Origin of the sequence: Streptomyces sp. NPDC001868, assembly GCF_040297125.1 — a bacterium.
In the GTDB taxonomy this organism is placed as follows: domain Bacteria; phylum Actinomycetota; class Actinomycetes; order Streptomycetales; family Streptomycetaceae; genus Streptomyces.
This window is the reverse complement of record NZ_JBEOYO010000024.1, coordinates 77,398-98,557: the sequence shown is the minus strand read 5'-3', so window position 1 is coordinate 98,557 and position 21,160 is coordinate 77,398. Positions and strand designations below refer to the sequence as shown.

Here is a 21,160-nt window from a genome sequence, read left to right as displayed (position 1 = left end):
AACCTCCCTTTAGCAGGATCTCTGCCTCAACCGTCGTAGCAACTACGCGTGTTGATCGGAAGTGTCCATGTCAATACTTTCCCTCCCGCAAGGGAACGTACCGACCGCGTTCCGCCCTTGTTCGATTTCACGTCTGTGACAGAAACATGACAACACTTCAACTCTCTTGAGCTACACCCGTAGATCACCCAGTCTGCTTACAGCCCCGAGCGGAACGCGACGCTCCCGGCCGTGAGTGCGATCCCGCACGCACCCCCCACAGACGTACGCCCCACCCAAGGCGTGCGCCGCCTATGAGGAGGAATCCCTCGTAATGGCACAACTGCGTATCAAGAACATGCGTGTCGCCGCCGTCACCACCCTGGCGACCGCCGCCCTGCTCGGCGGCCTCACCGCACTCCCCGCCCAGGCCGCTCCGGCCGAGGGCAAGGTGCTCGCGGCCGACTCCCCCACCGCGATCAAGGGCAGCTACATCGTCACGCTCAAGAAGAGCGCCGGCCTCAAGGCCGCGTCGAGCGCCGGCAAGGGCCTGGTCGAGGAGTACGGCGGCTCGGTGAAGCGGACCTTCAAGACCGCGCTCAACGGTTACGCGGCCGAGCTCTCCGCGACCGAGGCGAAGAGACTGGCCGCCGACCCGGCGATCGCCTCCGTGGAGCAGAACCAGGTCTTCACCGCCGACGCCACGCAGTCCAACGCCCCGTGGGGCCTGGACCGCTCCGACCAGGCGTCGCTGCCGCTCTCCGGCACGTACACCTACCCGGACACGGCGGGCAGCGGTGTGACGGCGTACGTCATCGACACCGGCGTACGCATCTCGCACTCCCAGTTCGGCGGCCGGGCGTTCAACGGCTACGACGCGGTCTCCGGCGACAACGTCGCGCAGGACGGCAACGGCCACGGCACACACGTGGCGTCCACCATCGCGGGCTCGACCTACGGCATCGCCAAGCAGGCGAGGATCGTGGCCGTGCGCGTGCTGGACAACGCCGGTTCGGGCACCACGGCCGGTGTCGTGGCGGGCATCGACTGGGTGACCGCGAACCACAGCGGCCCCTCGGTCGCCAACATGTCGCTCGGCGGCGGCGCCTCCACCGCGCTCGACACGGCCGTGGCGAACTCCATAGCCAGCGGAGTGACCTACGCGGTCGCGGCGGGCAACAGCAGCGCCAACGCCTCCTCGTACTCCCCGGCCCGCGTCGCCTCGGCGATCACGGTCGGCGCCACCACCAGCACGGACGCCCGGGCCAGCTACTCCAACTTCGGCTCGGTCCTGGACATCTTCGCGCCGGGTTCGTCGATCACGGCCGGCTGGTACACCAGCGACACCGCGACGAACACCATCTCGGGCACCTCGATGGCCACCCCGCACGTCGCCGGCGCGGCCGCCGTCTACCTGGCCGGTCACACCTCGGCCACCCCGGCCCAGGTCGCCACGGCCCTGACCGGCGGCGCCGTCACCGGCAAGGTCACCAGCCCCGGCACCGGTTCGCCGAACCGTCTGCTGCAGCTCGTCCCGTAACGGCGACCGCACCACTGTGAACACCGGATTCCCCGGAGGCGCGAGTCGCCTCCGGGGAATCCTCGTACGCGGCCGGGCGTTCTACTTTGCCGAGGCATTGCAAATCGGCCGTACGGCCGCCCGGCCCGTCTCGACGTATTGACGCCCCCGCGCCCGCTGAGCGACATTGAAGCCCGGCATCCGGCGCTTCAGGGGGCAAAGTCGCCAATGCAGACCTTGGGTATCAAGCCATCCTTGTCAGGCGGTGGCGGGCCACTGCTGGCGGGCGTGGCCGCGGCCGTGGCGGGGGTCGGCGCGGCGCTCGCGTTCGCCGACGCGGACTCGGTGCTGCGCGGCCCGTTCACCCTCTTCTTCCTCCTCGTCGCGCCAGGAGCCGCCATCGGGGCCGTACTGCGCGGACTGGAGCCGTTCGGCCGGGTCGTGACGTCCCTCGCGGGCGCGATCGCGGTGAACCTCCTAGTCGCGCAGGGCATGATCGCCACCCACTCGTGGTCGGTGACCGGTGGGATCGCGGCCGTGACCGTGATCAGCACGCTCGTTCTCCTGCCGAGTCTGGTACGGCGCCGCGGTGCCCGTACGGAGAGAAGACGGACCTGAGACGTGGACATCAGTGTGTACCGCCCCGGCGAACTGTCCGCCGCCGACCGGGCGGCCTGGACCGCCTTGCAGTCGAAGGCCCATCTCCACGGCAGGCCAGAGCTGGCGAACCCGTTCCTGTCCCCGGAGTTCGCGCTCGCCGTGGGCCGCTGCCGGCGCGGGGTGCGGATCGCGGTCGTCCGGGAGGACGGTGAACCGGCGGCCTTCTTCCCGTACCAGAGATCCACCGTCGGGGTGGGCAGAGCCGTCGGTCTCGGCCTCTCCGACTGCCAGGGTGTGGTCCACCGCCCCGGATTCACCTGGGACGCCCAGGAGCTGCTGCGGGCCTGTGGGCTCGCCGTATGGGAGTTCGACCATCTGGCCCAGGGCCAGACGCCGTTCGCGGCCCACATCACCGGCACCTTCCCCTCCCCGGTCATGGACCTGGAACAGGGCTACGAGGCCTATCTCGGCCAACTACGGGCCGACTCGCCGAAGTTCGTCCGCTCGACGCTCGCCAAGGAGCGCAGGCTCGGCCGCGCGATGAGCGAGGTGCGCTATGTGCACGACGAACGCGACCCGAAGGTCCTGCGCACGCTGATGGCCTGGAAGTCGGCGCAGTACCGCAGGACGGGTCGCAGCGACCGCTTCGCGCACCCGTGGATCACCCGCCTGGTGCACCGGCTCTTCCACACCCGCTCCGAATCCTTCGCTGGACAGCTCTCCGTGCTGTACGGGGACGGCGAACCTGTCGCGGCTCATTTCGGGCTGCGCTCCGAGCGGGTACTGACATGCTGGTTCCCGGCGTACGACCCGGCGTTCGCGAGGTTCTCGCCGGGCCTGCTCCTGCATCTGCACATGGCCGAGGAGGGTGCCGCCGACGGCATCGCCTATCTGGATCTGGGCCGGGGGCAGAAGCAGTACAAGGATTCCCTGAAGACCCGGGAGATCTCCGTGTCGGAGGGGTGGGTCACCCGGCGCCATCCGGTGGCACTCGGGCACCGGGCTCGCCGAGCCCCGGTCCGGGCGCTGCGGAACGCGGTGCTGGCACGACCGGAACTGTTCGAACCCGCGGACAGACTGTTGAAGCGGATGGGAAGAATCCGGTCGGGAGGTCAGGTAACGGACACAACAACAAAAAAGTGAGGCCTCGTACTAGGCCTTGCCATTAGGGCTCAACCATCAATACCGTCTTACATCGTTGTACTTCCACCCGCATCGGTCCGTCGGCACATGCTCCTAGGGGAGGGCTCAAGGAGCGCGACGGTCCCGGCGCGGGGCGCGGTAGGGGGGTGCCGTGCTCGGTGACCGCACCGTTTACCGAGTCGTGCCGCGCGACCGACTGCCGAGCCGCGACAGTCGGCCGGCTTTGCCAGCTCACCCGGCGTGCACGGAGATCGACTTCGGCATGCCATGAGTGAGAACCCCCCTTTCGAACCGGACACATTGCCGGACCGCCCAGGGGCGGGTGGTCCACCGGACGAGAGGGACCAGACTCATGAGCTCAGTTCTGCGCCCGGCGATATCCGAACCGACATCGCCGACATCACTGTCCGATACCACCGACGCCGACGAGTCGGCGCTCGCGAAGTACCGGCCGATCTCCAACCACCTGGCCATCGCGCCGCCGGTGAGTGTGGTGATCCCCGCCATGAACGAGGCGGAGAACCTTCCGTACGTCTTCAAGACGCTGCCGGGCTGGATCCACGAAGTGGTCCTGGTCGACGGCAACTCCACCGACGACACCGTCGCGGTGGCCCGTGAGCTGTGGCCGGACGTCAAGGTCGTCCCGCAGCGGGGCAAGGGCAAGGGCGACGCCCTCATCACCGGCTTCGCGGCCTGCACCGGCGACATCATCGTGATGGTCGACGCGGACGGCTCGGCCGACGGGCACGAGATCGTCTCCTATGTCTCCGCCCTCGTCTCGGGCGCCGACTTCGCCAAGGGCTCCCGCTTCGCCAACGGCGGCGGCACCGACGACATGACCCTGATCCGCAAGCTCGGCAACTGGGCGCTGTGCACCACCGTGAACCGCAAGTTCGGCGCCCGCTACACGGACCTGTGCTACGGCTACAACGCGTTCTGGCGGCACTGCCTGGACAAGATCGACCTCGACTGCACGGGCTTCGAGGTGGAGACCCTGATGAACATCCGGGTCGTCAAGGCGGGCCTGAAGGTGCAGGAGATCCCCAGCCACGAGTATCTGCGCATCCACGGCGCGAGCAATCTGCGGGCCGTCCGCGACGGACTGCGGGTGCTGCGGGTGATCCTGAAGGAGCGCAACAACCGGCGTGCGCTGCGCAGCCGTTCGCACGCGACGATGCTCACCGCGCGCCGGGGAGAGTCGTCTTGAGCGAGCCGGCCGTCTCGGTCGTGATCTGTGTGTACACCGAGGACCGCTGGGAGGACATCCTCGCGGCGGTCGCCTCGGTGCGTGCCCAGTCCCGGCCGGCCCTGGAGACGCTCCTGGTGGTGGACCACAACCAGGCCCTCCTCGAGCGTCTCACCAGGGAGTACAAAGAGCATCAGGAGAGCGGCGAGGTGCGGGTGCTCGCCAACGCGGGCCCCCGCGGGCTGTCCGCGGGCCGCAACACGGGCATCGCCGCCTCGTACGGGGAGATCATCGCCTTCCTCGACGACGACGCCGTCGCCGAGCGCGACTGGCTCGCGTACTTCGTCGAGGGGTACACCGACCCCCGGGTCATGGCCGTCGGCGGCCGTACGGTGCCCATCTGGGCGTCCGGCCGCCGCCCGGCCTGGTTCCCGGAGGAGTTCGACTGGGTGGTGGGCTGCGCCTACAAGGGCCTGCCCGGTGGTGTCGCCGAGGTCCGCAACGTCCTCGGCGGCAACGCCTCGTTCCGCCGCGCCGCCTTCGACGCGGCCGGCGGCTTCGCCACGGGCATCGGCCGCGACGGGGACAAGCGCCCGCTGGGCTGCGAGGAGACGGAGCTGTGCATCCGGCTCTCCCGGGCCCGGCCGGACGCGGTCCTGCTGCTCGACGACCGGGCGGTCATCCACCACCGGGTGCCCGACGCGCGGGAGCGCTTCGGGTATTTCCGCACGCGCACGTACGCCGAGGGCCTGTCGAAGGCGCTGGTGGCGCGGAGCGTGGGCGCCGGCAAGGGGCTGGAGTCCGAGCGCCGGTACACGACACGGGTGCTGCCCGCCGGGGTGGCGCGCGGCCTGCGGGACGCGCTGCTCGGCCGCGCGGGGGGCGCGGGACGGGCGGGCGCGATCGCCCTGGGGGTGGCGGCGGCGGCCGGGGGGTACGTTGTCGGGAGCGTCCGGGCCCGCAGGGGCGACGTCACGTTCTCGGTCGGCGAGATCCCGGGCGGCGCGGCCGGCAAGGGGGGCGAGGGGGGCTCGTCATGACGGAGACGACGGGAACGACGAGGACGACGAGGGCCGCGGAGGCGACGGGGACGACGGCGGCCGTACCGATCCTGATGTACCACGCGGTGTCCACCGCGCCGAACGACGCCACCCGGGACCTGTCGGTGACCCCGGAGGCCTTCGCGGAACAGATGGCGGTCATCGACGACCTGGGCCTCACCCCGGTCGACACGGCGGATCTGGCGGCGAGCTGGCGACTGGGCCGCCCGCTCCCCGCCCGGCCCGTCCTGATCACCTTCGACGACGGCTACGCGGGTGTGCACCGGCACGCCCTGCCCGCCCTCGTCAAACACGGCTTCGCGGCCTCGCTGTTCGTCACCACGGGCTGGATCGAGGGCCCGTACGACAACGGCGAGGCCCTCGACACCATGCTCGACTGGGACCAGGTCCGCGAACTCGCGGGCAACGGCGTGGAGATCGGCGGGCACAGCCACACCCATCCGCAGCTCGACACGCTGGACGACGACCGGCTCCGCTTCGAGCTGCGGCGCTGCCGGCAGATCGTCGCCGACGAACTGGGCACCCGGCCCGACTCGTTCGCCTACCCGTACGGCTACTCCAGCCGCCGGGTGCGCGTCGCGGTACGGGAGACGGGGTTCGCCCAGTCGCTGGCGGTCGGCAACGCGCTGGCCCGGCGTACGCAGGGCCCGTACGCGCTGCGGCGGGTCACCGTGCGGCGCTCCACCGGAATCGCGGAGTTCGAGCGGCTCGTCGAGGGCCGTGCGATCGCCCGCAACTTCGCCCGGGACCGTGCCCTGACCAAGGGGTACGCCATGGTCCGAAGAGCACGACAGGTCCGGAAGGCCATCCGTTCCCGTGTCTGACACGACGACCACCACGGCGCAAGAGGCCGAGAACACCACGACCGAGGAGACCGAGCGGAAGTCCGGGTCCGGCCGCAGGCTGCGGCTGCCCGGCCTGGGCAAGGGGGCGGGGGGCGACCAGCTGTTCCGCAACGCCTACGCCCTGATGCTCAACACCGGTATCTCGGCCGTGCTCGGCCTCGGCTTCTGGCTGGCCGCCGCCCGCTACTACACCGAGGCCTCGGTCGGTCAGGGCTCCGCCGCGATCGCCGCGATGAAGCTCCTCGCCGGGCTCACCGCGCTGACGCTGACGGGCGCCCTGGCCCGGTTCATCCCGGTCGCGGGCCGGGACACCGGCCGGCTGATCTTCCGTACGTACGCGGGCAGTTCGCTGACCGTGGCGCTCGCGGCGGGTGTGTTCCTGCTGACACTGGGTCTGTGGGGGTCGTCGTACAGCTTTCTGCACGATCCGCTGAACGCCGTGTTCTTCGTGCTCGCGGTGGTCGCCTGGTCGGTGCTGACGCTCCAGGACGGGGTGCTCACCGGGCTGCGCAGCGCGGTGTGGGTGCCGGTCGGCAACACCGTGTTCTCGGCGGTGAAGCTGGTGCTCCTGGTGGTGTTCGCCACCGCGATCCCGACCATGGGCGTGTTCGTGTCCTGGGTCGCGGCGATCGCGATGTCCGTGCTGCCGCTGGGCTGGCTGGTGTTCCGCCGGCTGATCCCGAAGCATGTGAAGGCCACCGCGGAGCACGCGCGCCCGCCGTCGCTGCGGGAGATCGGCCGCTTCCTCGCCGGCGACTACACGGGCTCCCTGTTCTCGCTGGCCGTGGTCTATCTGGTCCCGGTGATCGTCGCCGCCCAGGTCAGCTCCGCCGACAACGCGTACTTCTACATCACCACCACCATCGGCGGCACCGTCAATCTGCTCGCCATCAACATGGGCGCCTCCCTGACCGTCGAGGGCGCGCACGACCCGGCCCGCCTCGCCGCCAACACCCGGGCCGCGCTGAAGCGGATGGCCCGGATCATGCTGCCGGTGTGCGCGGTGCTGTTCTTCGGGGCGCCCTGGATCCTGGCCGTCTTCGGGCAGGCGTACGCGGACGCGGCGACGCCGCTGCTGCGCTGGTTCGCGGTCGGCGCGCTGCTGCGGGTCGTCATGGAGACGTACTTCGCGGTGCTGCGCGCCCAGAGCCGTACGGCCGGACTCGCCTGGCTGCAGGGCCTGCTGTGCGCCCTGGTCCTCGGTCTGACCCTGGTCCTGCTCCCCCGGATGGGCCTGACCGGCGCGGGTGTCGCCGAGATCTCCAGCCTCGCGGTGATCGTGCTGATCGCCGCGCCCCGGCTGTACCGGATCCTGCGCGCCGCCGGGCCCGCCGAGGTGCCCGCGGACGCGGCTCCGGACGGCGACCTCGCCGATCTGGGCCGGGTGGCGTCCGCCGCGAAGAAGCAGAGCGGCGCCTGGTCCCGGCGGCTCGACTCCGACACCCTCGCCCTCGGCGTCCACGTCGACTTCGACCACCTGGAGCGCCGCCCGGACGTACGGCCCGGCCCCGGCACCCCGCCCACCGGAACCGCGTCCGTGCGCAAGGACCACCGGCCGACCTGGGCCCAGGACCGGCCGACCCGTCCGCTCAGCCTGTCGCCCTCGCTGGGCCTGCCGGTGGAGGCCCGCGAGCCTGGTTCGGAGTCGTCCCTGGGCCCGGCGGAGGTCCCGGAGGTGGACGCCCCGTTCGAGGAGGCCGTACGGGAACCGGCCGTCCGGGAACAGGCCGTCCGGGCACGGGCCGTACGCGAACCGGCCTTCGTGAGGAAGGCGGAGGCACCGGAGAAGCCCGACGTGAAGACCCCGGTCCAGGAGGTTCCGTCCGCCGGGGAGGCACCGCGGGTGCCCCTGCGCGAACGGCTGCTGCACCCCACGATCACCGGCGTGGTCCTCGGCTTCCTCCTGCTCTCCGCGCTGCTTCTGTACTGGGTGCCCGCGCTGGCGCTGGACGACGCCGACCTGGACCGGATGGGCGGGCTCGGCCTGATCTCCGTGCTGCCCACGCCGACGCTGGTCGGGGCGGCGCTGCTGGCCACGGTGTTCGCCTCGCTGCTGTGGCCGGCCCGAGAGCACCGCGCGCTGCTGCTGATCACGCTCCTTGCCACCGTCTTCTCCCTGCACGCGCTGCCCGCCGTGATCGAGACCGAACCCCGGTTCGCGACCGCCTGGCAGCATCTGGGCTTCATCGACTACATCGACCGCACCGGCTCGGCCGTCCCCGACCTGGACGCCCGCTGGAGCTGGCCGGGCTTCTTCGCGGCGGCCGCGTTCGTCGCCGAGGCCTGCGGGGTCACCGACTTCACCGAGATCATCCGCTGGTGGCCGACGGCGATCCAACTCCTCTATCTGCCCCCGCTGTTCCTCCTCACCCGCCATATGCGGGCGGGCTGGCGCGCCAAGTGGACGGGCGTCTGGATCTTCGTCCTGAGCGGCTGGGTGGGCCAGGACTACTTCTCCCCGCAGGGCTTCACCTACCTCCTCTATCTGGCCTTCGTCGCGATCCTCCTGGTCTGGTTCCGCGCCCCGCACGTGCTGTGGGGCAAGGTGCGCCCCGGCGAGGCGGAGGTGGAACCGACGGACCGCCGCCAACGCGCGGTCCTGCTGATGGTCCTGATCGCCCTCTACGCGGCGACGGTCCCGGCCCACCAGCTCACCCCGTTCGTGATGCTGGGCGTCCTCGCGGCCCTCGTCCTGATCGGCCGCTCCGAACTGCGGGGCCTGCCGATCCTGTTCGCCGTCCTGGTCGCGGTCTGGGTGGGCTATCTCGCCGAGCCGTACTGGTCCGGCCACTTCGACGAACTCTTCGGCGGGGTCGGCGGTGTGGGCGGCAATGTCACGTCCTCGGTCTCCGGCCGGATCGGCGAGGGCAGTTCCACCCACAAACTCGTCCTCTACGCGCGCGTGGCCCTCGCCGGCACGGTCATGCTCCTGGCCTGCTACGGCTTCTGGCGCCGCCGCGAGAACAAGTACCGCGAACGCTCCCTGCTCGTCCTGACCTTCGTCCCGTTCCTGGGCTTCGGCATGCAGTCGTACGGCGGTGAGATGGCCCTGCGGGTCTTCATGTTCGCCCTGCCGGGCGCCGCCCTGCTCGCCGGCCTCGCCCTGTTCCCGCGCACCGGCGCCACCGCCGAGGAGCGTGACAAGGACCGGGTGAGCCTCGCCCCGCTGGCCGCCCTGATGGCCGGTCTCGTCCTCATCGGCGGCTTCCTGGTCGCCCGTTGGGGCAACGAACCCTTCGAGCGGGTCCGGCCGGGTGAGGTCGCCGCCATGGAGTACGTGTACGCCCACGACGACCCGACCGTACGGCTGCTGTGGCTCAGCGACGACCCGGTGAACAATGTGACGCCCGCGATGCCGTGGGGCGCGCGGGACATGGAGAAGGTCGAGTACGTGCCGACGCTCGCACCGAGCGACCCCGTGCTGGTGTCCGGGGTGGCCAAGGCGCTGAAGGACGCGGGCGCGAACTCCTTCCTGATCGTCAACCGCAGCCAGGTCGTCAACCTGCAGATGGACGCCGGTTACTCCAGGAACTGGGAGTCCCGGCTCATCCAGAACCTCGACGAGCGCGCCGACATCGAGCGGGTCTTCGCCAACACCGACGCCACGATCTTCGCCCTGCGCGACCGGACGGGCAAGGCCCCGGCCCCCGACCCCGGCCCGATCGGCCCCCAGGTCACCTGGACCCCGTGGTCGGTCGTCGGCGGCCTGGCCGCGATCGCCCTGATCGTCCTGCTGAGCGTCCGCGAGGTCGTACGGGTGGCGGTACGCCCCGGCGTCCGCCAACTCCGCTGGCTCCAGAGCAGCTTCTGGTTCAGCCTGCCCCTGCTGGCACTACTGCTGGCATCACTGGTGCAGCGCTTCTTGACGATGGGCGCGCCCTGACGTCTTTCTGAGGGGCGAAGCCCCCCTCAAGGGGCGCGGGGAACTGCGCGACCAGCCACAACCGGCCCGCAGTCCCCCAACTACCTGTCGAGCCACTTCGTCTCGTACGCCCCCATGTCGAACCTCTCCCCATCGACGACCGCACTGATCTTGCGGTCAAGGGTGTTGACGACCAGCACGGCCTTGTCATCGGCGAGCACCCGGACGTTCGGCTTGTCATCCGCCGCGACGGACACCGACTCGTACCTCGTCCCCGGCGGAAACTCCTCGCTGAACCGGGACAGCAGCCCGTACATGGGCAACTCCCGCCCCCCGTCGGCCTTGTCGGTCGGAGTCCACAGACACCCGGGGCACTCCCCGCTCTTCTCCTCCGGATTCCAGTAGAACCCGGAGGTCGCCCCGCCACGAGCCATCGCCATCAACCCGGAGGCCTGGACGGCGACCCGCCGGTTCTCGGACCAGCCGTGCCGGTTGTCGTCACCGTCGGCCGGTTCGACGTAGTACTCGGCCCACCACAACGGCAGATCACCGGACCGCTCCCGGACCCACTCGCTCACGGCCGTGAACTTGTCGGTCGCCGCGAACTCGTCGGGGATCAGCTCGTCGTCCTTGCTGTAGCTCGACCCGTCCACCACCACGAAGTCCGCGCCGGCCTTGTTCTTGTCCCAGTAGTCGAACGCGTCGAGGACCCGCTGGTCCAGGGCACCCCACGGCCCCTTCAACGACGTGGACGCGTCCTGCTCCTGCCGTGGGTCGAGGCTGTCCATCACCAGATACGGGCCGCCGACCATGATGTCCTCGTCGACCTTCTTGAGGGCCTTGTAGACGAGGTTGTACAGCTCGGTGTACCCCTCGTAGTCCCAGCGGGCCTCGCCGTTGTTCCAGAAGCCCTTGAACTCGTTCCAGACGATGAAGTGGCGTACGTCGGGGTAGCGCTTGGCGACGGTCGCGGCGAGATCGGCGTAGTCCTGGAAGTGCTCCGGCTCGGGCGCGGTCTCCAGCGCGGCCTGGCTCCAGTCGGTCTTGTCGGCGCCGGACGTGCCGCCCTTCATCCAGTCGGGCGCGCAGCACAGGGTGACGACGGGGGTGCCGCCGGTGGCGCGGACGAAGTCGACGCGCCGGTCCATCTCCTCGAAGTCGTAACGCCCCTCGACGGGTTCGGGGTTGCCGGCGCCCCAGCCCATGATGTGCTGGATCTGCGGCAGGGGCCGCTCACCGAGGCGTTTCTCGACGCGCTCGACGGCCGTGTCGGAGCCCTCGTCGGCGCTGAACTGGGTGTGGGTGAAGCCCCAGCCCACATCGGGTCCGACGTCCCCGGACGGGGTGGCGGGCGTGCCGTGCACCTTGTCGCCGTCCGGCGAGGTGCCGGCGGTGCTGCCGCCCCCGGGGAGGGTGCCGAGCAGGGTCACGATCAGGGCCAGAGCGGCCGCGCCCACGCCGAACAGCGCGATGAGTCGCCACCGCCGCTCCCCCGAATTCCACCCATGACGTGCCATCAAGGGCAACAGTAACGGCGTGGGGTGGTGGTGGGGGAGCTTCCGCCGGTGAACTCCTGGGCAATCCGCCCCACCGTGTGGCCGGGGAGCGCGGGGCGCGGCGGACACGACCGGCGCACCACGAGCGGGTCGGGGGCGGACACACCCGGCGCACTACGGAAAGCGGATGCACGGGGAGCCCTCGGTGACGGATCATGGCGACATGTCTGCCAACCCACACGACGCACTGCCGATCCGGCTCAACGTCGACGACAGCGACTCACCGTCCGATGTCGTCGACGCGCTGTTCCTCGGCCGTTTCGCGACGGGCGAGCAGCCGTACGCGCACGCGGCGAACATCGACCGGGTGCGGTCCGGGGCCACCCTGCTCCCGCCCGGCGCCCGGGTGCTGCGGGCCGCGCGGGACGACGACCGCAGCGCCACCCTCGCCGAGGGCGACGGCTGGACCGTACTGATCTCCCGCTGGAACCGCGGCGCCGACGTCACGGTCACCGCGACCACCGCCGAGCTGGCTCAGAAGGTCCTCGGCCAGGCCACCGACGGCGCGGCCGACGAGCCCGAGCCGCAGCCGGAGAACGTGACGATGGGCTTCTGGTACGTCTCGCCGCGCCGGGGCCCGCACCGTACGACCCGGCAGATCTCGGCGGGGACGTGGGAAGAGGTACGGCCGAACTACACGGCGCCGGTGGCGGACGCGATGGACAGCCTGATGAAGACGACCCCCGAGGACATCGCGGGCCGCCTTCTGCTGCTGCACGGCCCGCCCGGCACGGGCAAGACATCCGCGCTGCGCACGCTGGCCCGTTCCTGGCGGGACTGGTGCCAGGTGGACTGCGTCCTCGACCCCGAGCGGCTCTTCTCCGACGTCGGCTATCTGATGGACATCGCGATCGGTGAGGAGGACTCGGCGGGCAAGGGCCGCTGGCGTCTGCTCCTGCTGGAGGACTGCGACGAACTGATCCGCGGCGAGGCCAAGCACACGGCGGGCCAGGCGCTCTCCCGGCTGCTGAACCTCACGGACGGCCTGCTCGGCCAGGGCCGCAACGTCCTGGTCGGCGTCACCACCAACGAGGACCTGGAGCGCCTCCACCCCGCCGTGGTCCGCCCCGGCCGCTGCCTCGCCCGGATCGAGGTGGGCGCGCTGACCCGCGCGGAGGCGGTGAGCTGGCTCGGCACGGACGAGGGAGTCGGCCGCGAGGGGGCGACCCTGGCCGAGCTGTACGCGCTGCGTCGCGGCACCTCACCGACCTCGCTGCCGGAGCCGAGGGGCGGGTCGGACGCGGGCCTGTACCTGTAGGAGGCTCCTCAGGATGCTTTGATGGATATATGACCCTGTTCGTCGGCACGTCGGGGTGGCAGTACAAGGACTGGCGGGGCGTCCTCTATCCGGAGGGCTGCCCGACCCGGCTGTGGCTGGAGGAGTACGCGGCGAGCTTCGCGACGGTCGAGCTCAACAACGCGTTCTACCGGCTGCCGACGCGGGAGAACTTCGAGGCGTGGCGGGAGCGGGTGCCGGGGGACTTCGTGGTCGCGGTGAAGGCGAGCCGGTACCTGACCCACATCAAGCGGTTGCGGGACCCCGAGGAGCCGGTGCACCGGCTGATGAGCCATGCGGAGGGCCTGGGCGACCGGCTGGGCCCGGTCCTGCTCCAACTGCCGCCGACACTACGGGCCGACGCGGAACTGCTGGACACCTGCCTGGGCTGCTTCCCCTCCGGCACCCGGATCGCGGTCGAGCCCCGCCACGATTCCTGGTGGACCCCCGAGATCCGCGAGGTCCTGGAGTCCCGCGACGCGGCCCTGTGCTGGGCCGACACCCACTCCCGCCCCGCCACGCCCCTCTGGCGCACCACCGACTGGGCCTACCTCCGCCTCCACCAGGGCCGCGCCCACCCCTGGCCCCACTACGGCCCCCGCTCCCTGACGACCTGGGCCCACCGCCTCACCGACACCTGGCCCCCCACCGCCGACACCTACGTCTACTTCAACAACGACCCGAACGCGGCAGCGGTGGGAGACGCGACGGTGTTCGCACGAGCGGCCCGAAGAGCGGGCCTGAAGCCGACCCGAACCCCGAAACGCCTGGTTCATTGAACCTCCGGTGACCCACCCTCTTGTTTCCGCCGCGACGGCGCTCGGCCACGGCGGTGTGGCTCGGCGGTGCCCGGCCGGCGTGAGCCCCGGGTCGGCGCTCGTTACTCGGCGTACGCGGCCCGCAGGGCATCGCGGGCCACCGCCAGGGCCTCCGCCTCACTCAGCCCGAGTCGGCGCACCCGCTCCGCGTACGCCCCGGCGGCCACGGCGGCCTCCCGCTCCGCGGCGGACCCGGCGGCGGCCACGAACGTCCCGTTGCGCCCCCGCGTCTCGATCACCCCGTCCGTCTCCAGCGCGCGATACGCCTTGGCGACGGTATTGGCGGCGAGCCCGAGCTGCTCGGCGAGCCCCCGTACGGTCGGCAGCCGGTACCCCACGGGCAGGGCGCCGGAGCGGGCCTGTTCCGAGATCTGGGCGCGCACCTGCTCGTAGGGCGCGCCCCCCTCCATGATGCGAATCTTCAAGGTCACGCGGCGATTGTCCCGTACCCGCCGGAAATTCGGAGGCAGCCCACCGTGCGCCCCGCGTACCGTGCGCTCACATGACAGTGATCGTGCGCGACCTCCGCGCCGCCGACCCCGCGGACGCCGAGGCCTTCGTCGAGGTACGACGCCTCGCCCTGCCCTTCATGGTCAGCACCGCCGAGTCCCTGCTCCACGACGCCACCCACGCGACCCCCGAGGCCCACTACCGGCAACTGGTCGCCGAGGCGGACGGCGAGGTGATCGGCACGGTGCAGCTGGGCATCGCCGACGACAGCCCCGTACCGGGCCAGGGCTATCTGAACGTGTACGTGCACCCGGGGCATCCGCGCCGGGGCGCCGGCGACCTGCTGGTGCGCGCCGCCGAGGAGCGGCTGACGGCGGTGGGCGCGCGCCGGCTGCTGTCATGGGTGCTGAACACCCCGGAGAACCGCGCGTTCGCCGAGCGGCGCGGCTACACGGCCAGCCGCTCCGCGCACTTCCTCCGCCTGGACCTTGCCCACGGCGCCCTCCCCCCGCTCCAGGCGCCGCCCGAGGGCGCCGCACTGCGTACGGCGGCCGACTTCGCCGACGACCCGCGCCCCCTCTTCGACCTGGACGCGGAGTCGTCGGCGGACGAACCGAGCGACCTCGACGCGGAGTTCGACGACTACGAGCTGTGGCTCGCGGAGACCTTTCGCCACCCCCTCCTCGACCACGCCCTGAGCACGGTGGTCGTCGTGGACGGCACACCCGCCGCGTTCACCGCGGTCCGCACGGACGGCCGGGACCGCTACTTCACCGGTATGACGGGCACCGCCCGCGCCTCCCGCGGCCGTGGCCTCGCCAAGCTCGCCAAGAACGACTCCCTGCACCGCGCCCGCACCGCCGGCTACACGGAGGCCTTCACGGGCAACGACGCCGGCAACGGGCCGATGCTCGCGATCAACAAGTGGTTCGGGTACGAGGTGTGCGCGACGGAGGTGCGGTATGTCCGTGAACTCGGTTGAGCCGGTGGCGGAGTTGGATGTCGTCCTGCTCAAGGCGGGCCGCACGAAGATCCGTTACCCGGCACGGCTGCTGAGCGACGACGGCACCCGGATCACGGTCCGCGCCGCCTGGGCGGGCGAGGCCGTACGGGACTTCGGGTTCGTACGCTTCGAGCCCGGTGACATCTTCACCGAGTACTACTGGCGCGACCGGTGGTACGCCGTGAAGGAGGTCCGGGACGCGCGGGGCGCGCTTAAGGGCTGGTACTGCGACATCACCAGGCCCGCCACGCGCTCCGGCGGGGAACTCGTCGTCGAGGACCTCGACCTGGACCTGTGGCGCTCCGCCGACGGCACGACCGTGCTGCGGCTGGACGAGGACGAGTTCGCGGAGAGCGGGCTCGCGGACAGCGACCCGGAGGCCGCGGCGGCGGCCGTGGCCGCGCTCGACGAACTGGAGGCACTCGCCACCGTCGAAGGCGGCCTGGAGTCGCTGCTGACGTAGGCGGTACGGAGGGGAGCGGGTGCCGACGTCGACGGGCACCGACGTGAGCGGCCCGGTCAGAGCCGGGCCAGCACCGCATACCGCTCGTCCTCGACCGGCTTCCCCCACAGCAGCGGGTCGTCCCCCAGCGGCACCACCGCCGCCTCGGAGACGAGCGGCGCGACCAGCCCGTACAGCCGCTCGGCGGGGATGCCGACCGGGGCGACCGTGCCCCACACCCCCTCGACCAGGACGAGCCGGCCACCGGGCCGGAGCAGCCCGCACCAGCGGCGCAGGACGCGGCCCGGGTCGGGCAGGGTCCACAGGACATGGCGGACGAGGATCACGTCGAACCGCTCCTCCCCCACGGGCGGGGCCGCCGCGTCACCCACGAGAAACACGGCGGGGCGTCCGGCGAGTTTGGCGCGGGCGAGGGCGACCATCGCCGTGGAGGCGTCGATTCCGGTCACCTGGTGCCCCTGTTCGGTCGCGAGGAGTGACAGGCTGCCGGTGCCGCAGCCGAGGTCGAGCACGTCGCAGGCGCGGTGGGGCAGCCACTCCCGCAGCCGGGCCGCCCAGGCCTCCCGGACGGCGGGTTCCCGCAGGCCATGATCGGGTTCGTCGTCGAACGTGGGGGCTTCCGCGTCCCAGTCGACGGTCTCCGGAGGGTCATCTGCCGCCGGTTTATTCGGTGTTCGAAGGGTCGGGGAGGTTTCGCCGTCGTCGATGTTGGTCATGCCGCCAGAGTGACACCTGCCACTGACAGTCCAGATGGTGACAGCCGCCACTGACAGAGCCCGAACGATGAGTAACGCTCCCGGAAAAGGTCTACCTCCGTGAAAACGCGGAACCTGGTAGACGCAAGGAGGCAGCCATGCGCCGTACGACCGTGCAGAAGCCCCTGAGGAAGTCCACGTCCCGCCAGGTGCGGGACGAGGCCGACGAACGCCCCGTCGAGCGCCGGGAAGTGCGAAAGGACATCGCGCGCACCTGGTGGCCGGACGGCTGAGCACCCGCGCCCCAGCCCGCCCGACCACCCGACGCTCCACGACCTCCTACCCGAACCTCGGGCAGATCTTCTGGTTCTCCCCGGTCATCCCCTCGCGCGGGCCTCGGTCATGACCGGGGCCGGGGCAGGGCGCGGTCCAGCAGGTCCAGCAGCGCGGTCCAGTGGCGTGCCGTCGCCTCGGCGTCGTAGGCGGCGGTGTCGGCCTGGGTGTAGCCGTGCGAGGCGCCCGTGTAGACCTCGGTGCGGTGGCGGACGCCCGCCTCGGTGAGCGCCTTGTCGAACAGGTCGATCTGCTCCGGCGGCAGGGACGGGTCCTGGTCGGCGTGGCCGAAGTACACCTCGCCGGTGATCCCGGCCACGGACAGGTGCGGGCTGTCCGGGTCGTCGGTCGCCAGGCGCCCTCCGTGGAAGCCGGCCACGGCGGCGACCCGCTCCGGGAAGGCACCGGCGGTGTACAGGGCCAGCCGGGCGCCCAGGCAGTACCCGGTGGTCCCGACGGGCCCGGCGGCGGCCCGCGGGCTGTCGGCCAGCCATCCCAGATACGCCGCCGCGTCCCGCCGCGCGAGTTCCGGCGTCAGCGTCAGCATGACCGGCAGGACCTGGTCCCATATCTCCGGACGCGCGTCCGGATCGATGAACTCCGGCAGGTCGAACAACGGGGTCCGGCCCGACCGGTGGAAGACATTGGGCACGAGGACCGTGTACCCGGCACCGGCGAGCCGGTCGGCCATGGCCCTCAGATGCGGCCTCAGCCCGAACGCGTCCATGTAGAACAGGACCGCCGGATGCGCGGCGTCGTCGTCGGGGTGGACGAGGTAGGCGTCGGCGACGCCGTCCTCGGTGGTGATGTCCACGGTCGTTCCGCGTACGGCGGTCATGCGCGGGTTCCCTTCTCTCCAACGTGTACGGAGGCCCCAGTCTCACGCACCGGGGTAAGAGTCAGATCTCGAGTCAGATCTTCGAGTCAGATCGTCGTATCGGATCTTCGGGTCGGATCTTCGGCGGGCTCCTCAACGGGCTTTCCTCAGCCCTTGATTAGCCCTTCCTTAACGCCACCATAAGGATCTCCCGCGCCCGCTCCCAGCAGGCGATTTCGCGCTTCCCTGGGGCTAGCTTGCTGATCGCCCCCGGCGCCCGGGACCGATCCCGGAGCCGCCCAGGACCGCTGTCCCCTCTTCGAGGAGTGCCCCGCCATGCCCGCTGCCCGCCGCAAGGCCACCGCGTCCGCCACCGCCCGTGTCGCCGCCGTCGCCCGGGGCGTCGGTGCCGTCGGTGTCGCCCGCGTCGTCGGTACGGTCGGTGCGGTCGGTGTCGCCCCGCTCGTCCTGACCGCGTTCGCCGCCGGGCCGGCCGTGGCGCACGGTTCGCTGGGCGACCCGGTGAGCCGGGTGGCGCAGTGCTACGCGGAGGGCCCCGAGAGCCCGAGGTCGGCGGCCTGCCGGGCGGCGGTCACGGCCGGCGGCACCCAGGCGCTGTACGACTGGAACGGCGTACGGATCGGCGACGCGGCAGGCCGCCACCGGGAGCTGATCCCGGACGGTGAGCTGTGCGGCGCGGGCGACGAGGCGTTCAAGGGCCTCGACCTGGCCCGCGCCGACTGGCCGACGACGAGCGTGCGCGCGGGCTCGTACACCTTCCGGTACCGGGTGACGGCCCCGCACAAGGGCACCTTCGAGGTGTACGTCACCAAGCCCGGCTACGACCCGTCGCAGCCGCTCGCCTGGGACGACCTCGATCTCGCGCACCCGGTGGCGACGGCCACCGACCCGGCCGCGTCGGGCGGCTTCTACACGTTCTCCGGCACCCTCCCGCAGCGCTCCGGCAAGCACCTGCTGTACGCGGTCTGGCAGCGCTCGGACAGTCCGGAGGCGTTCTACTCCTGCTCCGACATCGCCTTCGGCGGCGGTCCGGGCGACGGCGAGGCCTCCGCGCCCTCCGAGGAGCAGATCGAGGACGGCGCCGACGAGTCGACCGTCGAGCACGGCGGCCACGGCGACGACGACGCGAGCACGACGACGGACCCGACCCCGAAGGCATCGCGGCAGCCGTCGGCGGGGGCGGAGGCGGCGAAGGATGCCGCCGATACGACCTCCGCCGACGCGTCACCGACCGCGAAGTCGACGTCGGCGACGGCGACGGCGACGGCCGGCGGGCCGACCGTGGGGACCGGCCTCTCGAAGCCCGCCGGAGACAGGGAAGGGCTCGCCGACACCGGCGGCGAGGGCATGACCCCGTATCTGGCCCTCGGCGGCGCGGCCGTCCTGGCGGCCGGTTCCTCCCTCCTCTTCGCCGCGGCCCGCCGCCGCGCGACACCCGGCGGCCGGCACGGTCGCTGACGGCTTCCGGGGCCTGTCGGGCGGCTCAGGCCGGACAGGCCCCGGCGGAACGTACCGGCACGTGTCAGCCGACGGCCGAGAGACAGGTCGTCGGGGTGGCGTGGGCCGGGTCCAGGGCGTTGGTGACCTCGTGGAACGCGATGCGGTCGAGGAGCCCTATCGCCGCGTGCTCGGAGAGGTCGAGCGCGCAGAGGTCCTGGATGACGATGTTGCGTACGTTCGGCCCGTCGAGGAACTGGGACCGGTACGGCGTGACCACCTCGTCGTACTTGGTGGCGAGAACCGTGTACGCGACACCGGGGACGGTGTCGCCGCCCGCGTTGAGCTTGGTCATGAAGGGGGACCCGGCCACCTGGTCGGCGAGGGCCGGGGTCGCGCCGGACAGCAGGTCCCCGGCGCCGGGGAAGTACTTGAGGAGTTCGGTGAGGCCACCCAGGGTGGTGCCGTGGTTGGAGGGGGCGATACCGACGAGGGCGTTCACCTCCGCGGCTCCGCCGAGGAACTTGAGGTAGTAGCGGGGCATCATGCCGCCCTGTGAGTGACCGACGAGGTCGGCCTCGTCGGCGCCGGTCGCGGCGAGCACCTTGTCGACGAACGCGTCGAGCTGCTTCGCGGACTTGTCGATGGGGCCGAGCCCGTTGAAGAAGGCGACACCGGGGAGTTGGCCGTAGTCGAGGGAGAAGACGCAGTAGCCCCGGTTCACGAGGTACGGCGCGAGGCCCAGCCAGTTGTCGACGGAGTTCGCGAACGTTCCGTGGACGAGGACGACGGGGCGCGGGTGGGCGTCGGAGGGTTCACAGGAGTAGTCGTTCCAGCCACGGCTGGGCGCGGAGCCCGTGTCGGCGGCCTCGGCGGCGGTGGCGGGGACGACGGTCGCGGCGGCGGCCAGGCACAGGGCGGCCAACGGTCTGATCAGGCGCTTCCAGGGCAGCATCGGGTGATCTCCTTGCGGCTCAAGGGACGTGCGACGACGTTCGCCCTGTGATCCGGATCACGAGGATGCTGTTCTAAATCGCCAAGTTACGGGCGAGTAGAAAAAGTGGGAAGTTACGCGTCAGTAAAAACTTCAAGTGATGACCGTGGGCACTGACACGTGACGTCGAACCGTCACCAGGCGGGCCTGATGGGACCGTAGGGAGCGATACGCCCCAATTGGCCACGCAATACCCGCAGTTCGCCCTCGCCGCCGAGCAGTTCGGCCCACCCCGCCACGACCTCGGCCGCCACCTCCTCCGCCGCCCGGGCACAGGCCCACCCCTGCTCGGTCATGACGACGAGCCGGGCCCTGGCATCGCCGGGATGCGGTCGGCGCTCCACGTACCCCTTGCGCACCATTTCGTCGACCAGCTGACTCGCCGCCTGCTTGGTCACCCCGAGATGGACGGCGAGTTCGGTGACCGTCGCCCCGCCCGGTGCGAGCCGGGTGAACGCGAAGCCGTACGAGGGCCGCCCGTCGAAGCCGCGGGCGGTCACGCCCTCGTCGATACGCCGTGTCAGCTCACCGGCGGCGGCGATCAGGGCGGCGGTCAGGGCCAGGGCTTCGGAGTTCTGCACGCCTGCATTGAAACACTCTTGACGAACTGGTCAAGTAGCTTGACCATATAGTCAATCTGCTTGACCAACCAGTCCCGGAATCCCGGAACGGCCGGAGCCCCGGGGCCCCGAAAGACCCAGGAGACGCCCATGCCTGTCGTCCGCCCGTCCGAAGCCGTCGTCCATGAGATCCACGGCGCCCGCTTCGTCTCGTACGCCACTCCCCGCACGGGCAGCAGGGAACTGGCCGCCTGGCGGGGCGAGATCCCGCCGGGGACCAAGGCGCCCGCGCACACCGTCACCAAGGAGGAGATCCTTCATCTGCTCAGCGGCGAGCTGCTGGTCACCCTCGACGGCCGCACCGACCGCGTCGCCGCGGGCGACACCCTGATCATCAACCCGGGGGCGACCCTCACCGTCGAGAACCCGACGACGGAGACGGCCGTCACCTGGGTCACCACCTCCCTCGGTCTGGAGGCGGAGCTGGCCGACGGCACGCGGATCGTGCCACCGTGGGCCAACTGACAGCCGCAACCGGCAGC

General features: G+C 71.2%; 20 protein-coding genes. 14 read left to right on the top strand and 6 right to left on the bottom strand.

Going from position 1 to position 21,160, the window contains the following annotated elements:
• Window positions 1-313 precede the first annotated feature (313 nt).
• The 7 genes from ABT147_RS26390 to ABT147_RS26360 all read left to right on the top strand — a co-directional run bounded on the left by ABT147_RS26390 (window position 314) and on the right by ABT147_RS26360 (window position 10,216).
• Window positions 314-1,519 carry a S8 family peptidase gene (locus ABT147_RS26390; RefSeq protein WP_351410389.1) on the top strand — a complete coding sequence of 402 codons (1,206 nt, stop codon included), beginning with the start codon at window positions 314-316 and terminating at the stop codon, window positions 1,517-1,519.
• Between the two features lie 234 nt (window positions 1,520-1,753).
• Window positions 1,754-2,116, top strand: a complete 363-nt coding sequence (locus ABT147_RS26385) for a hypothetical protein (protein WP_502983161.1) — start codon at window positions 1,754-1,756, stop codon at window positions 2,114-2,116.
• A 3-nt stretch (window positions 2,117-2,119) separates the two neighbouring features.
• A complete protein-coding gene (locus ABT147_RS26380; RefSeq protein ID WP_351410385.1) occupies window positions 2,120-3,241 on the top strand; it encodes a GNAT family N-acetyltransferase in 1,122 nt (373 codons plus the stop codon).
• A 352-nt stretch (window positions 3,242-3,593) separates the two neighbouring features.
• The gene (locus ABT147_RS26375) at window positions 3,594-4,448 is read left to right on the top strand and encodes a glycosyltransferase family 2 protein (RefSeq protein ID WP_351410383.1); all 855 of its coding nucleotides are present in this window, start codon (window positions 3,594-3,596) and stop codon (window positions 4,446-4,448) included.
• Window positions 4,445-5,467, top strand: a complete 1,023-nt coding sequence (locus ABT147_RS26370) for a glycosyltransferase family 2 protein (protein WP_351410381.1) — start codon at window positions 4,445-4,447, stop codon at window positions 5,465-5,467. Before ABT147_RS26375 ends, ABT147_RS26370 begins: the two co-directional genes overlap by 4 nt.
• 74 nt (window positions 5,468-5,541) lie before the next feature.
• Complete coding sequence (locus ABT147_RS26365; protein WP_351410468.1) at window positions 5,542-6,312, top strand: polysaccharide deacetylase family protein; 771 nt, start codon at window positions 5,542-5,544, stop codon at window positions 6,310-6,312.
• Window positions 6,305-10,216, top strand: coding sequence for a lipopolysaccharide biosynthesis protein (locus tag ABT147_RS26360; RefSeq protein ID WP_351410380.1), 3,912 nt, complete (start codon window positions 6,305-6,307; stop codon window positions 10,214-10,216). The genes ABT147_RS26365 and ABT147_RS26360 overlap by 8 nt, the downstream gene beginning before the upstream one ends.
• A gap of 80 nt (window positions 10,217-10,296) precedes the next feature.
• Here ABT147_RS26360 and ABT147_RS26355 read toward each other — a convergent pair whose 3' ends face one another.
• Window positions 10,297-11,712: a GH39 family glycosyl hydrolase gene (locus ABT147_RS26355; RefSeq protein WP_351410378.1), complete on the bottom strand. Its 1,416-nt coding sequence runs from the start codon at window positions 11,710-11,712 to the stop codon at window positions 10,297-10,299.
• Window positions 11,713-11,914: 202 nt separating this feature from the next.
• Between ABT147_RS26355 and ABT147_RS26350 the strand changes: the two genes are divergently transcribed.
• Both ABT147_RS26350 and ABT147_RS26345 read left to right on the top strand, forming a co-directional pair.
• Window positions 11,915-13,009 carry a DUF5925 domain-containing protein gene (locus ABT147_RS26350; protein WP_502983160.1) on the top strand — a complete coding sequence of 365 codons (1,095 nt, stop codon included), beginning with the start codon at window positions 11,915-11,917 and terminating at the stop codon, window positions 13,007-13,009.
• Window positions 13,010-13,038: 29 nt separating this feature from the next.
• On the top strand, window positions 13,039-13,806 hold the full coding sequence (locus ABT147_RS26345; RefSeq protein ID WP_351410375.1) for a DUF72 domain-containing protein: 768 nt from the start codon (window positions 13,039-13,041) through the stop codon (window positions 13,804-13,806).
• 101 nt (window positions 13,807-13,907) lie between these two features.
• Here the strand turns inward: ABT147_RS26345 and ABT147_RS26340 are convergent, their stop codons facing one another.
• The gene (locus tag ABT147_RS26340; RefSeq protein ID WP_351410373.1) at window positions 13,908-14,276 is read right to left on the bottom strand and encodes a GntR family transcriptional regulator; all 369 of its coding nucleotides are present in this window, start codon (window positions 14,274-14,276) and stop codon (window positions 13,908-13,910) included.
• 71 nt (window positions 14,277-14,347) lie between these two features.
• On the opposite strand from ABT147_RS26340, the gene ABT147_RS26335 reads away from it, so the two are divergent.
• Complete coding sequence (locus tag ABT147_RS26335; RefSeq protein ID WP_351410371.1) at window positions 14,348-15,277, top strand: GNAT family N-acetyltransferase; 930 nt, start codon at window positions 14,348-14,350, stop codon at window positions 15,275-15,277.
• Window positions 15,258-15,761 (top strand): ribonuclease FAU-1 family protein, encoded by a 504-nt coding sequence (locus ABT147_RS26330; RefSeq protein ID WP_351410369.1) that lies wholly within the window; start codon window positions 15,258-15,260, stop codon window positions 15,759-15,761. Before ABT147_RS26335 ends, ABT147_RS26330 begins: the two co-directional genes overlap by 20 nt.
• A gap of 56 nt (window positions 15,762-15,817) precedes the next feature.
• Here ABT147_RS26330 and ABT147_RS26325 read toward each other — a convergent pair whose 3' ends face one another.
• On the bottom strand, window positions 15,818-16,477 hold the full coding sequence (locus ABT147_RS26325; protein ID WP_351410367.1) for a class I SAM-dependent methyltransferase: 660 nt from the start codon (window positions 16,475-16,477) through the stop codon (window positions 15,818-15,820).
• A 137-nt stretch (window positions 16,478-16,614) separates the two neighbouring features.
• Here ABT147_RS26325 and ABT147_RS26320 point away from each other — a divergent pair, with 137 nt between their 5' ends.
• Window positions 16,615-16,749 (top strand): hypothetical protein, encoded by a 135-nt coding sequence (locus tag ABT147_RS26320; RefSeq protein WP_267893159.1) that lies wholly within the window; start codon window positions 16,615-16,617, stop codon window positions 16,747-16,749.
• A gap of 107 nt (window positions 16,750-16,856) precedes the next feature.
• Here ABT147_RS26320 and ABT147_RS26315 read toward each other — a convergent pair whose 3' ends face one another.
• The gene (locus ABT147_RS26315; RefSeq protein ID WP_351410365.1) at window positions 16,857-17,627 is read right to left on the bottom strand and encodes a dienelactone hydrolase family protein; all 771 of its coding nucleotides are present in this window, start codon (window positions 17,625-17,627) and stop codon (window positions 16,857-16,859) included.
• A gap of 315 nt (window positions 17,628-17,942) precedes the next feature.
• On the opposite strand from ABT147_RS26315, the gene ABT147_RS26310 reads away from it, so the two are divergent.
• Entirely contained in the window at window positions 17,943-19,085 is a 1,143-nt protein-coding gene (locus ABT147_RS26310) for a lytic polysaccharide monooxygenase auxiliary activity family 9 protein (protein ID WP_351410363.1), read from the top strand.
• Window positions 19,086-19,149: 64 nt separating this feature from the next.
• Here ABT147_RS26310 and ABT147_RS26305 read toward each other — a convergent pair whose 3' ends face one another.
• Window positions 19,150-20,019: an esterase/lipase family protein gene (locus ABT147_RS26305; protein ID WP_351410361.1), complete on the bottom strand. Its 870-nt coding sequence runs from the start codon at window positions 20,017-20,019 to the stop codon at window positions 19,150-19,152.
• A gap of 173 nt (window positions 20,020-20,192) precedes the next feature.
• Window positions 20,193-20,639 (bottom strand): MarR family winged helix-turn-helix transcriptional regulator, encoded by a 447-nt coding sequence (locus ABT147_RS26300; protein ID WP_329900417.1) that lies wholly within the window; start codon window positions 20,637-20,639, stop codon window positions 20,193-20,195.
• A gap of 129 nt (window positions 20,640-20,768) precedes the next feature.
• Here ABT147_RS26300 and ABT147_RS26295 point away from each other — a divergent pair, with 129 nt between their 5' ends.
• Window positions 20,769-21,143, top strand: a complete 375-nt coding sequence (locus tag ABT147_RS26295) for a cupin domain-containing protein (RefSeq protein WP_329900418.1) — start codon at window positions 20,769-20,771, stop codon at window positions 21,141-21,143.
• Window positions 21,144-21,160 lie beyond the last annotated feature (17 nt).